The sequence below is a fragment of the Fischerella thermalis PCC 7521 genome (assembly GCF_000317225.1).
Taxonomy (GTDB): Bacteria; Cyanobacteriota; Cyanobacteriia; order Cyanobacteriales; family Nostocaceae; genus Fischerella; species Fischerella thermalis.
In genome coordinates this window covers 1-12,773 of sequence record NZ_AJLL01000036.1, presented here as the reverse complement: position 1 = coordinate 12,773, position 12,773 = coordinate 1, and the positions used below count along the sequence as shown (strand labels likewise).

The window sequence follows — 12,773 nt, the reverse complement described above, 5'->3', positions numbered from 1 at the left end:
ATACTTGTTTTAGTCTATTTTCGCCGAAATCAACTATTGCCGCGCTTCAGCGTCAGCCGATTTTGTCTGGTATCTGGTAATTTTGCTTCCATTGTTCAGACACCTATTTTTCCTTGAAGCAGGTGAGTAGTTACTCCATGCTTCTGGGTGTATTGACTACTTGATGCATTCTCCAAGGAAGACCACGATATCTGCCAATAATTTCTCCCTCTTGAACTTCAACACTTACATCTGTTGCTTGGTAGTAACTACCACGATACTTGTGTGTTGCTTCATGCTCAATTTTTGCAGCTTGGGAACTAATTACTTCCTGGTGATGACCACTGTTGAATTGTTCTTGTTCTTTTTCCTGCTGCTTCAGTTTGTACTCGTTTTGTTGTAATAGTTTTTTGGTACTAACGAGAACGACTACCAGTAACAAAAGCTGTACTTGCCAAGGCGCTAAAATCAAGCCTAAAACTAGGCTAACAGCGGCTACTACACCTATAATCTGCCCGATTTCATCGGTGCTTTTCTTAAAAATATAGGCAGTTACTAGACCAGTAAAAAGTGGTATCAAAAACAACAGGGGCATTTTTCTTTCACCTCTGAACTAAACCAGAAGCGCTAATTTTTAGTGTTCTAATATTGGGCTGAAGTTTAAAGGCGTGTAGTAATTATAACTCACGTTGTTTTTAAGCCACAATGCGCTACTCAATAGACTACAACACCGTTAATAATGATTCCAAAAAAGTCTAACACATTAGCTTAACATCATACGCTTGCATAATCAAAGCTATCTAAGGTATTACCTTGATGGAGTAGCTTTTCTGACTGACACCCAATGCTGAACATTCCTCAACTACTGGCAACTGAACTCAACCTCAAAGCCTATCAGGTGCAAAATGCCCTAGAACTGCTGGCTGAGGGTGCGACTATTCCCTTCATTGCACGTTACCGCAAAGAACGCACTGGAGAAATGAATGAAGTCCAGCTGCGCGAGTTAGCAGATAGGCATACTTACTTAACAGAACTAGAAGAACGAAAATCGGTAATTTTAAATGCGATCGCGGAACAAGGTAAACTCACTGACGAACTCAAAGAGAAAATCGAAGCTTGTTTACAAAAAACAGAACTGGAAGATTTATATTTACCCTTCCGTCCTAAGCGTCGCACCCGCGCCACCGTCGCCAGAGAAAAAGGACTAGAACCATTAGCAGAATTTATCAAATCGTTGAATACCAAAAATGCTGCACCCGCGAACTTGGAAACAGAAGCAGCGAAGTATATTTCTGAAGCAAAAGGAGTCAACACAGCACAAGAGGCGCTAAAGGGTGCATCTGATATTCTTGCAGAGGAAGTGGCAGAAAAAGCAGAGTTACGTGCATATCTGCGTGAATATCTGCTAGAGGAAGGAATATTTGTCTCCCGGGTCAAAGATGAACATCCCGAAGGTACAACTAAATTTGAGATGTACCGCAACTATCAAATCAAAGTTAAGAATATCGCACCCCACAACCTGCTAGCTTTGTGTCGGGGTGAAAATGAGCAAGTGTTAAGTTTTGACATTTCCTTTGATGAGGATATGGTGCTTTCCTATTTAGAATCCCAGGAAATTCGCTCTAAACACCGTCCTATCCGTAACTTTTATCAGGAAATGCTCAAAGATGCCTTCAACCGCCTGATGAAAACTTCTTTAATCAGCGAGGTAATCTCAGAGAAGAAACTATACGCTGATGTTGAATCGATTAAAACATTTGAAGCAAACCTGCGGGAGTTACTGCTGTCTGCACCTGCGGGAATGAAACCAACAATGGCGATCGATCCAGGGTTTAGAACTGGGTGTAAAGTTGCCATCCTCAATGAAACCGGAAAATTTTTGGAATATCAAGCAGTATTTCCGCACCAAGCAGCCGAACAGCGCCTGAAAGCGGCACAAATACTCAAAAATCTCATAGAAAAATACAAAATAGAGTTAATCGCTATTGGCAATGGTACAGCTTCCCGTGAGACAGACGAGTTTGTTGCGGAAGTTTTGCGGACTTTGGAACGTAAACCAATAAAAGTTATAGTTAATGAGTCTGGTGCATCTATATATAGTGCTAGTAAAGTTGCAGCACAAGAATTTCCCGATTTAGATGTTACTGTACGTGGCGCAATTAGCATCGGTCGCCGCTTGCAAGATCCACTGGCGGAACTGGTGAAAATCGATCCCAAATCTATTGGTGTGGGACAATATCAGCACGACGTAGATCAGAAGTTGCTGAAAAAGAAATTAGACGAAACAGTCGAAAGCTGTGTTAACTACGTCGGTGTAGATTTGAATACTGCTTCTAAGGAACTTTTGACTTTTGTCTCTGGAATTACCCCCACCGTCGCCAACAATATTGTCACCTACCGCAACCAAAACGGAGCCTTTAAAAATCGTCGGGAACTGCTGAAAGTTCCCAAGTTGGGGCCAAAAGCCTTTGAACAGGCGGCGGGTTTTCTACGGATTCGCAACGGCAAAAACCCCCTGGATAATACCGCCGTGCATCCGGAGAGTTATGCAGTAGTAGAAGCGATCGCCAAAGACTTAAATGTACCCTTACAACAGGTAACGCAAATTGCCGAAAAACTCAAAAAGGCAAACTTGAAAAAATACGTCACCGCAACAGTTGGTGAACCAACCCTACGCGACATTCTCAAAGAACTAGAAAAACCAGGTAGAGATCCCCGTGCCGAGTTTAAGTATGCCACTTTCCAAGAAGGAATTAAAGAAATTTCTGATTTGAAAGTGGGGATGGAACTAGAAGGTATTGTTACAAATGTTGCTAACTTTGGTGCGTTTGTGGATATTGGTGTACACCAGGATGGTTTAGTACATATTTCTCAACTTGCGGACAGATTTGTGGATGATCCCAAAAAAATCGTGAAAGTGGGACAAGTTGTGAAAGTGCGAGTTATGGAGGTGAATGAGAAATTGAAGCGGATTGGTTTGTCGATGAAGGGTGTGAAGCAGTAAATTGTCAATTTTCAAATCATGTATAAAAATTGGCAGCTACGATATTTTTATAAATATGCTTGTAATTTTTTTCTCTACCTAAACGCTTAGCGTGGCATATCGAAACTTTCCGCATAATAGTATACTTAGACCGCAAATTCCTGGGTTAGCTGTACCAGTACACGCCATCGCTTAGGTTTAGGGCGCTTTGTCATTCTCACTGTCAATTTTTATTTTTCTAACTTCACAATTGTTCTGGGTAAAGATGATGAACCGTTTTATCTGTATAGTTCTCAGTACTGCTGCTATTTTTGGACTTGTTGCCTGCAATGGTAATTTATCTTCATCTCGATCTAGAGAGTCACAAGTTAGTCCAGAACCACAAATTAATCCAGGTGGAAAAACTAGTCAAGTTCCAAGTGAACCTCGCACAGAACCAGTTGAAGCTCAAAAAAATCTTACTGCTGAAGCAACTCTTAGATATTGGAAAAGCTGGAAGAGTTCCTTAGAAAGCTACAAAGTAGCTGTTGAGCCACTGGGTGAATATAGTGTGGAAAATTCTACTGCTCTATCATCTCTTAACACACAACTAGCAGATCGGCTGGTGCAACTGTCTGCTGTAGATGTTGATCCAGAACTAACAGAAGTAGCTGCCAATGCTATTGCAATGTATAGAAATAGGGCAAGACTTTTACAAGACCAGGCAAATATAATATCTAACTGGAATGCATTTGTCAAAAAGCGTGATTCCGATGAAACTGCGGGGGTTGGAATAATTGTCTTCTTATTTAACGAAAAAGATAGATTTGCTGTGCCTAGAGCTTTGGCAGAAGAAGCAAATCAAATTAAGAATGAATGGAATAATAATTTAGCTCTTATCAACAAGCAGAACCAGAACATTGAGGTTATGATAGCAAATAGAGAGGCCTTGAAAATCAAGCTTGAATCTAGGCACGGGGTTGTTTTTGAAAATTTTTAGAAGGTGTCATCTAAGTCGAGGAAGACTGAATGATCACATCAGTTAATTAATGACAATTAAAGGTTTGTTTGCTGCTGGATTAAGATTTGCATGGGAAATTAGATCATGTGGATAGATGAGAGTGTTGAAGAAATCCATCGAATTTGAGAAGACTATGCCAAGTCTTTCAACTACGATTTGGATGCAATATTTACAGACCTACGCAAAAAGGAAGCAGAAAGTGATAGCGATCGCTCACTTAATTGATCCTAGCCTCTACTGAAAAAGCAAGGGAAAAGTGAAGAGAAAGTCTTAGAATAGATCTGACCGCCCGATTGATACCCCCAAATCCCAGTGAACAGGATGCGATCGCGATGGGAAATGTCAAAGCTAGAGTAATATGCTTATATGCACAATCGGTTTTTAATTGTTGCGATCGCCTTATGATCCTGGATACTATTTGGCATTTTCACTCTAGCAGCGGCAGCCTATTTCATTTTGAACTATAGTTCAGATCCCTAACGTGATCGGCTTTGCGACTCAGCTTTATATCGTAAGCAATTAGCCGGACTTGAGATTAAAGAATTTGGGATAAAAACTTGCGGGTACGTTCCTGCTGGGGATTTTGAAAAAACTCTGAGGGTGTGGCTACTTCTACAATTACACCTCCATCCATGAGAATAACTCGGTCAGCTACCTCCCTAGCAAACCCGACTTCGTGAGTGACAACTACCATCGTCATTCCATCCGCAGCAAGAGTCTTGATTACATCCAACACTTCACGTACCATTTCTGGGTCGAGAGCAGAGGTTGGTTCATCGAACAGCATAACTTTGGGTTGCATTGCCAAAGCCCGGGCGATCGCTACCCGTTGCTGCTGTCCTCCCGAAAGTTGTCCTGGATATTTATGTGCTTGTTCCAAGATTCCCACTCGCTCTAATAACTGCATCGCCGCTTCTTCAGCTTTGATGCGCGATCGCTTACGTACCCAAATTGGCGCTAAAGTAATATTTTGTAGCACTGTCAGATGCGGAAATAAGTTGAACTGCTGAAACACCATCCCTACTTCCCGCCGAATTGCCTCAATGTTACGTAAATCATCTGTTAAAGCAATTCCATCTATTTCTATACTTCCTTTTTGATAGTCTTCTAAGGCGTTAAAAGTGCGAATAAAAGTCGATTTTCCAGAACCGGAAGGACCCATAATTACTACTACCTCTCCTCGGTTTACTGTCAGGCTGACACCCTGCAAAACGTGAAATTTGCCATACCATTTATGTACATCTTGGGCAACAATAATTGGCTCTTGTATATTCATCTTTTATATTAAGTATGTGGACACAATTAAATGTAAAATCATCTAAAATGAGAGTTTTTCTGTAAAGCATTTTCCCTTTTGCCCTCTACCTTCTGCCTTCTTTCACCTTTTACCAATTCCCAACTGCTTTTCTAATCGTCTAGAAGCTAAGGACATTGCATAACAAAATACCCAATAAAGCAAACCAACAAATAAATAAACTTCAGCATAACGATTCAGAAACTGTGGTTGTGCCAGAATTGAACGGGAAATACCTGTTAACTCTAATAATCCCACAATTGATAATAGGGAAGTATCTTTAAACAAACCGATAAATTGTCCGACCAAAGCCGGAATCACTGCTCGTAAAGCTTGCGGCAAAATAATAAGTAACATCATCAAGGGAGTATTCAACGCCAAGGCTTTTGCTGCTTCATATTGACCTTGAGGAATTGATTGTAATCCTCCACGCACATTTTCTGCTAAATAAGCAGCACTAAAAAGAGTTAAACCCGCAATACCTCTAAGAACTCGATCTAATCGAAATTCTATTGGTAAAAATAACGGTAGCATTACCTGAGCTAAAAATAAAATGCCAATCAGTGGCAATCCCCGCACAATTTCAATATAAAGAATAGAAAAATTTTTGATTACAAATAATTTACTCTGACGCCCTAATGCTAAGAGAACACCCAAAGGAAAGGAAAGTACTATGCTGATGACAGCAGTGACGAGAGTCAGCAGTAAGCCATTCCATAAATTAGTATCTACAGGTTGTAATCCTACACCACCCCCGATTAACCACAAAACTACTGGAAAAGATAGCGCCCATGCTATAGGTAAAAAAGTATTAAAACGACTGGAAAGACGCTGTGTAAAAATTGCCCATGACACCAAAGAAAGACTCAAAATAATAGCCAGTACTAACCATAGTCGCCAGTAAAGTTCCGCAGGATAGCGACCCACTAAAAATAAAGATAAATTAGCTTGAATCACTGACCATTGGGCTTGGTTAAATATCCAGTTAATAATATTTGTAATTACTGAAATTAGCAGCCAGATACAAACTACAGTCAAAAGACTGTTGTACCAGCTATTAAAAAGATTCTTTCTCACCCATTTACGAATATTTCGATTTGCCATCTGCTTATCTTTCCTTAAGCTGCACAGTCTGGTTCAACAAATTCATCATGAATGAAATAACTAAACTGATGGTTAAATAGGTAATCATAATTAGCAGCATCACTTCTACAGCCCTACCAGTTTGATTAAAAGTAGTAGAAGCTACAAAATAAATATCAGGATAACCAATCGCTATAGCTAAACTTGAGTTTTTGGCTAAATTGAGATATTGACTTGTTAATGGTGGAACAATTAGCCGTAAAGCCTGGGGAAAAATAACTAAACGCAATACTAATCCTGATTTAAAACCCAATGCTTTTGCAGCTTCCCATTGTCCTTTTGGAACTGATAAAATACCAGCTCTAATAATTTCGGCAATAAAAGCTCCTGTATACAAAGTTAATCCAAGAGCTAATGTTGATAATTCTGGAGAAAATTGAACACCAAAAGGCAAAATAATTCCGCGATTAGTAACTTGAATTAACCCTAAAAAGGAGTTTGTGTTTGCTGATTTTGGCAAACTTAAAAATATCGCAAAATACCAGAAAAACAACTGTAGTAGCAAAGGTGTGTTACGGAGAATTTCCACATAAATTAAAGCCAGTTTCCTTACTAACCAATTATCAGATAGCCGTGCTATTCCTACAGTAATACCAACAACTGTAGCGAAGATAATCCCGAAAATTATCACCCGTAGAGAGTTGAGTAGACCTACTAATAAAGCACGACGATAGGGGTCAGAAGCCTGATAAGCAACAGGAGTTTCACTGATATCAAAAGACGCTTGGGAATTGAGAAAATCAAATCCTAATTGAATACCGAGTCGCTGTAAATTATCTGTCAGGTTTATCCATAACTGTAGTGCGATCGCAACTGCGATAAAAACAGCACCTAGCTGGATGACAATAGCCCAAAACTTTCTATTATACCAAATAGGAGTCATTCGATTTTGGATTAATGCTTGATGTGGGTTGCAGTTATGACAAATTAGTAGTTAGTGGTTAGTGGTTGATAATAATTTCTCTACTCCCCCCACCTCCCCATTGCCCCTAATCCCCACTCCCTATCGGTCGTGGGGGCCCCGAGTTCCCCATCTCCTTATCTCATAAATTACCGAAATGGCGGAGCATAAAGAATTCCACCTTGATTCCAGAGTTTATTTAGTCCTCTATCTAGTTTTAACTCTGAATTTTTCCCTAAATTACGTTCGTAAATTTCACCATAATTTCCCACATGTTTAATAATTCTGGCAACAAAATCATTGGAAAGACCTGCTCCTTTTCCCAAATCTCCTTCTGTTCCTAAAAGCCGTTTGATTTCTGGATTGCTACTATTGGTTAATTGACTAACATTTTGTGAATTTACACCTAATTCTTCTGCATTTATCAAACCATACACAGTCCATTTAACGACATCGAACCATTTAGAATCTCCATTGGCGACGGCGGGTGTCAAAGGCTCTTTGGAAAGTACTACATCCAACACTACATGCTCATCAGGTTTTGAGAAGGTACTGCGCCGAGAAACTAGCTGGGAACGGTCGGAGGTGATAGCTTCACAGCGACCTTGTTCATAGGTTGCGTAGGTAGTATTTACATCCTCAAAAACTAATGGTTTGTAAGTAATCCCTTTTTGCCGCATTTGGTCGCTAAGGTTCTGTTCATTGGTGGTTCCGGTTTGGGTGCAGATGGATTTGTCTTTGAGATCCTCTAGCTTTTTAATGTTGCTATTTTTACGCACCATTATGCCTTGACCATCGTAAAACACCACTGGTGCAAATTCTAAACCCACAGAGGTATCACGGCTGATAGTCCAGCTGGTGTTACGGCTGAGGATATCTACTTCGCCTGTTTGCACGGCGGTAAAGCGTTCTTTGGCGTTTAAATTGCGATATTCGACTTTTTTCGGATCGTCAAAGATAGCAGCTGCGATCGCTCGACAAATATCTACATCCAATCCTGCATATTCGCCATTGGCTTTGACATAGCTAAATCCTGGCAATTGTCCACTGACTCCACAAATCAGTTTGCCACGATTTTTGATTGTATCTAAGCGGCTATTACTTACTGCCGATCTACTACTACAAGCACTCATTGACAAAATTAGAGGAAGAGTTGCCAATAGCGATAAACTCCATTTATACCATTTACGCATCAACATTAATTTTGTAATCTCCTTCTATTACAGTTATCAGTTTTATCACTTAGGTAAGATTCCCTCCAGCAACCACTACCCACTGTACTTCTTTCCTGTTGCCTATTGCCTATTGCCTGTTCACTGATTTAATAGTCTGAATATAAGCACTTGATTTTTACCCCCACCCATGAAAAGATTCTTGATCGTAGGTAAATACTAATTATCTATCGATTTAACGTATTTTATAGAAAAATCAGTGAGGTAAACACTATTCCACATCTGAATTTTGCGATTGCATATGCTAGTGATGACCATATCTAAAAATTGGCTGTGCAAAGTTTCAGATGGTATGTTGGAGTGTACTGGTTTTCACTCTCAAGGGTGACCTAGAAGTTCTTCAGCAGAAAACACAAATGTTCTTAGCTTGTAGTAAGTACTTAAGTGCTTACTACGAACTATGTATTGTAGAAACTTGCAGTGACACCTCTCTACACTTTTAAGAATTGCTATAAGTTTAAGTAATACCACTTATGTAAATCACTTGTATATAAACTTGTCAAAAATTAGTTACAAAGAAATATTTTGCGAGTGGTCTTTAACCATCGCAACTATATAGGTAGTACCCCAATTACTGATTACCGATATAGGCGGACATAATATAACTTAACCCTGCTATTTATTAGTAATCACAACATTAACAAAAATGCTAACTTCTCAAAATCAAGAAAATTTAGATTTAAGCCAATCAATAAATACCCCTATTAATCACGCTTTCGTATTTTTGGAAATTTTTTCCTGTGAAGGTGGGATTCAGTCTTATGTCAAGGATATTTTTCAAGCTTATTTGGCATTAACAAAACCAATAAATGCAGATATATTTATATTACGCGATGCTCCTGGTTGCACAAATCCTTTTGCATCTGATCGTTGCCAGTTTCATTATTTTAAATCTTCCTCTCCCCTATTAGGACGAGCAAAAATCACGATCGCATTACTTACTCATCTTATCCGCCAGCGACCCCAGCATGTTTTTTGTGGTCATATCAAGCTAGCACCTTTGGTAGGGGTGCTGTGTCAATTTCTGGGAATTCCTTATACTGTGATCACTTATGGTAAGGAAGTTTGGCAACCATTACCAAAGTTGATGCAATCTAGTCTGCAAAAAGCAGCACAAGTTTGGACAATCAGCCGCTATACTCGTGAAGTTGCTTGTAGAGCCAATCATCTTAATCCTGATCGCGTCAAAATTTTACCCTGTGCTGTAGATGGCGATCGCCTCACACCTGGAGACAAAGCAGCTAATTTAATAGAGCGCTATAGTTTACAAGGAGCGAAAGTATTAATGACTGTAGCGCGGTTGTGGTCTGGTGATATTTACAAAGGTGTAGATATTACAATTCAAGCCCTACCAAAAATTGCTCAAGTTTTTCCACAAGTGAAATATTTAGTAATAGGTCGTGGTGATGATCAACCCCGTCTGGCCAAGTTAGCACAAGATTTGGGAGTGAGCGATCGCGTTGTGTTTGCTGGTTTTGTACCCACAGAAGAACTCGTGGAACACTACCGCCTCGCTGATGCCTACATTATGCCTTCTCAGGAAGGGTTTGGTATTGTTTATTTAGAAGCAATGGCTTGTGGTGTACCCGTGCTATCTGGTGATGCTGATGGTTCAGCCGAACCATTGCAGGATGGTAAACTCGGATGGCGAGTCCCACACCGCGATCCTGATGCTGTAGCTGCGGCTTGTATTGAAATCCTCAAAGGCGAAGATCAACGTTGTAATGGTGAGTGGTTACGAGAAATGGCGATCGCTAATTTTGGTATGGAAGCTTTTCAAAAGCGGTTACAACAAGAATTTTTGGTTTGTTGATGATTTGTTGAATCAACAAACAAGAGCAAGTTCATAAGTGAGTAGTCCAGCAATCAAATTCCATCGTCAGCCGAATCGTAGAAAGCGATTCGGCTCACTATTTTCAGGATACAGAAACTTTTATCACGAGGTAAATAACATGATTTTATTCTTATGTGTTCTATCGACAGTAGTAAATTATTTTTATTTTAAAAAAATCTAAACTCTCTACTTTTTTGAAAAAAAAAATTGTAAAAATATCGGAAATAATGTTCGTTGAGAAAAAATAGTTCCGATGATCAAGAAAAATCAAACAAGTCAGATTCAGACAGATGGGAAAAAATAACTGCCATTTCCATCGTCATGACCTCACTTATTTTTTTCAAACTTTAGAGGATAACAAAAATGTCAAAGCTTATTTCGGTAATTATACCCTGCTTTAATGCCGCTAGATGGTTGGCAGAGGCCATAGATAGCTGCTTGCAACAAACTTATCCTAATATTGAAATTATTGTCATTGATGATGGTTCAACTGATAACTCTTTGGAAATTATCAAAAGTTATGGTGACAAAATTATCTGGAAAAATTGCTCCCATCAAGGAGGAAATCACGCCAGAAATTTCGGCTTTGCTTTATCAAAGGGAGAATATATTCAGTTCTTGGATGCAGACGACTACATCTTACCTGAAAAAATCGAAAGGCAAGTACGCTTTTTAGAAAAAACGGGGGTGGATGTTGTTTATGGCGATTGGAGATACAAGCATCATTTACCCGACGGAACAAATTATTTAGACAAAATAGAGATTCCGGGAGAACAAGCAGACATTCTTGAATCTCTACTAGTAGATTGGTGGACTGCTCTTGCTTCTTTACTCTATAGAAGAACAGCTGTAGAAAAAAGTGGTGGCTGGGATAAAGAATTAGCAGCTGCACAAGATAGAGATTTTTTCTTATCAGTTGTCATTAATGGTGCTAAAGTCCTATATCAACCAGGTTGCTATTCAGTTTACAGACGCTATGGCTATGTCACAGTCTCTAGTTCCTCCCCAAACCGCTGGATTCAAAACCACTCTATAGTTTTAAAAAAGGCAGAAAATAAGCTCTTGAAGTTGAATAAACTTGATGATAAATATCGTTATGCTATAGCTCAATGCTATTTGAATATGTCTAGAGTAGCTTTGAAGCATAACTATTTTAAACTATACTTTAAGTTAATCGAAGAAGTTTTAATCACCTACCCAGACTTTAAGAACAAAAGTAGAAAAACAATTTATGTTTTTCTACAAAATATTTGTGGTTTTCGTCAGTCTGAAAGACTTGTCTTTTCTTTTATTTTTACTCGCAAGATTGTCCGTTTTACAATAAAACCTTTTGCACAAATTAAGAAAATAGTGCAAGTTAGTAGCTGATTAGTCCGCCAATAAAATTGAATAGCTAGCAAAATCCTTGCACAAAATTTATTCTACTAACCATTTGGAAAAATCTTGCCCAAATTTGGAAAGTGATAATAGCTGAATCCGTGGATCATTTTGGGTTGTAGTTTTTTCTAAGGGAGTATTATAACCCCAATCTGCGAGGAAAAGTTTTACCTCCTTGAGGTCTAATTGTTGGTCTACTAGTTGCAATGTTTTTAATCTGTCTTCCACAAACCAGACTGTTTCTTGTGGTACTTTGTGTAATTGAATTAATTCTCGTAAAATTTCGTATTTAGGACGCTTCACTTCTTTACCAAAAATTTCTTTTGATCCTAATTCTATCCCTTCTTGGTGCAATAATTGCTGAACAAAACGTCCTTCTTTCGTGGAGATAATATATAGTTTGGTTGTAGTGGTAATAGTAGCTTTAAGTTTGTCAATTACACCTGAATAAAATCGATGCAAACTCAACCAACCTTCTAAATCTGTAGCAATCCATTCATCGCGTAATTTATCTAATTTTATGCTAATTTCTCTGGCATTAAGATGATCTGCTAGCAAAATTTTCTGGTTAATACTATGCCAATCTTGGAGAATTTCTGCTTCTGCAATTCCCTCTAACAAAGCTTTAACTAAAATAGGCATTTCCCAACCTGTTTCAATTACGGGTCTGAGTCGGTAAAATTGAGAAGCTAAACCATCTGGTGGCGTTTCGTGACTAGGAAACCACACTTGGCAATAAGTACGCCATGCTACCTCAAAATATTCAATTAACCCATCACAAATTACACCATCAAAGTCTAGGGCAAGAATTGAGGGAATGTTTGCCATTGTTTTTTGAGATTAATGTTGCTGTTGTCAGCTTAGCGTATTCATGAATTCAAATTTCGCATTTTTATATGAATTCATCGAAATAAATCCTAGCCAGACAAAAAACTTCTAAATAACGAACACAGATAAACCATCAGTGTGCATCGCCTTGCACGGTGTTCGCCCTTACAAAAAAATATTGGACCGTCGAAATAATTTGAAA

General features: G+C 38.9%; 10 protein-coding genes. 4 read left to right on the top strand and 6 right to left on the bottom strand.

Annotated elements, in window-relative coordinates:
- Positions 1–130: 130 nt before the first annotated feature.
- Positions 131–574, bottom strand: coding sequence for a DUF4278 domain-containing protein (locus UYK_RS0108530; RefSeq protein ID WP_009456251.1), 444 nt, complete (start codon positions 572–574; stop codon positions 131–133).
- Between the two features lie 249 nt (positions 575–823).
- Here UYK_RS0108530 and UYK_RS0108525 point away from each other — a divergent pair, with 249 nt between their 5' ends.
- Positions 824–2,983, top strand: a complete 2,160-nt coding sequence (locus tag UYK_RS0108525) for a Tex family protein (RefSeq protein WP_009456253.1) — start codon at positions 824–826, stop codon at positions 2,981–2,983.
- A 244-nt stretch (positions 2,984–3,227) separates the two neighbouring features.
- Entirely contained in the window at positions 3,228–3,941 is a 714-nt protein-coding gene (locus UYK_RS0108520; protein ID WP_146004540.1) for a hypothetical protein, read from the top strand.
- A gap of 556 nt (positions 3,942–4,497) precedes the next feature.
- Here the strand turns inward: UYK_RS0108520 and UYK_RS0108515 are convergent.
- The 4 genes from UYK_RS0108515 to UYK_RS0108500 all read right to left on the bottom strand — a co-directional run bounded on the left by UYK_RS0108515 (position 4,498) and on the right by UYK_RS0108500 (position 8,499).
- The gene (locus UYK_RS0108515) at positions 4,498–5,238 is read right to left on the bottom strand and encodes an amino acid ABC transporter ATP-binding protein (protein WP_009756641.1); all 741 of its coding nucleotides are present in this window, start codon (positions 5,236–5,238) and stop codon (positions 4,498–4,500) included.
- Between the two features lie 102 nt (positions 5,239–5,340).
- Positions 5,341–6,360 (bottom strand): amino acid ABC transporter permease, encoded by a 1,020-nt coding sequence (locus tag UYK_RS0108510; protein WP_009756642.1) that lies wholly within the window; start codon positions 6,358–6,360, stop codon positions 5,341–5,343.
- A gap of 4 nt (positions 6,361–6,364) precedes the next feature.
- Positions 6,365–7,282: an amino acid ABC transporter permease gene (locus UYK_RS0108505; protein ID WP_009756643.1), complete on the bottom strand. Its 918-nt coding sequence runs from the start codon at positions 7,280–7,282 to the stop codon at positions 6,365–6,367.
- A gap of 167 nt (positions 7,283–7,449) precedes the next feature.
- Positions 7,450–8,499: an amino acid ABC transporter substrate-binding protein gene (locus UYK_RS0108500; RefSeq protein ID WP_009756644.1), complete on the bottom strand. Its 1,050-nt coding sequence runs from the start codon at positions 8,497–8,499 to the stop codon at positions 7,450–7,452.
- 679 nt (positions 8,500–9,178) lie between these two features.
- Here UYK_RS0108500 and UYK_RS0108495 point away from each other — a divergent pair.
- Together UYK_RS0108495 and UYK_RS0108490 are read left to right on the top strand one after the other, a co-directional pair.
- The gene (locus UYK_RS0108495) at positions 9,179–10,345 is read left to right on the top strand and encodes a glycosyltransferase (RefSeq protein ID WP_009756645.1); all 1,167 of its coding nucleotides are present in this window, start codon (positions 9,179–9,181) and stop codon (positions 10,343–10,345) included.
- A gap of 384 nt (positions 10,346–10,729) precedes the next feature.
- Positions 10,730–11,734 carry a glycosyltransferase family 2 protein gene (locus UYK_RS0108490; RefSeq protein WP_026086407.1) on the top strand — a complete coding sequence of 335 codons (1,005 nt, stop codon included), beginning with the start codon at positions 10,730–10,732 and terminating at the stop codon, positions 11,732–11,734.
- Between the two features lie 48 nt (positions 11,735–11,782).
- Here the strand turns inward: UYK_RS0108490 and UYK_RS0108485 are convergent, their stop codons facing one another.
- Positions 11,783–12,571, bottom strand: coding sequence for an HAD family hydrolase (locus tag UYK_RS0108485; protein WP_016871260.1), 789 nt, complete (start codon positions 12,569–12,571; stop codon positions 11,783–11,785).
- Positions 12,572–12,773: the final 202 nt, after the last annotated feature.

What these genes read in the sequence shown, in the direction of transcription:
- UYK_RS0108530 (WP_009456251.1), bottom strand. Translation starts at nt 574, where the DNA reads ATGCCCCTGTTGTTTTTGATACCACTTTTTACTGGTCTAGTAACTGCC.
- UYK_RS0108525 (WP_009456253.1), top strand. Translation starts at nt 824, where the DNA reads ATGCTGAACATTCCTCAACTACTGGCAACTGAACTCAACCTCAAAGCC.
- UYK_RS0108520 (WP_146004540.1), top strand. Translation starts at nt 3,228, where the DNA reads ATGATGAACCGTTTTATCTGTATAGTTCTCAGTACTGCTGCTATTTTT.
- UYK_RS0108515 (WP_009756641.1), bottom strand. Translation starts at nt 5,238, where the DNA reads ATGAATATACAAGAGCCAATTATTGTTGCCCAAGATGTACATAAATGG.
- UYK_RS0108510 (WP_009756642.1), bottom strand. Translation starts at nt 6,360, where the DNA reads ATGGCAAATCGAAATATTCGTAAATGGGTGAGAAAGAATCTTTTTAAT.
- UYK_RS0108505 (WP_009756643.1), bottom strand. Translation starts at nt 7,282, where the DNA reads ATGACTCCTATTTGGTATAATAGAAAGTTTTGGGCTATTGTCATCCAG.
- UYK_RS0108500 (WP_009756644.1), bottom strand. Translation starts at nt 8,499, where the DNA reads ATGTTGATGCGTAAATGGTATAAATGGAGTTTATCGCTATTGGCAACT.
- UYK_RS0108495 (WP_009756645.1), top strand. Translation starts at nt 9,179, where the DNA reads ATGCTAACTTCTCAAAATCAAGAAAATTTAGATTTAAGCCAATCAATA.
- UYK_RS0108490 (WP_026086407.1), top strand. Translation starts at nt 10,730, where the DNA reads ATGTCAAAGCTTATTTCGGTAATTATACCCTGCTTTAATGCCGCTAGA.
- UYK_RS0108485 (WP_016871260.1), bottom strand. Translation starts at nt 12,571, where the DNA reads ATGGCAAACATTCCCTCAATTCTTGCCCTAGACTTTGATGGTGTAATT.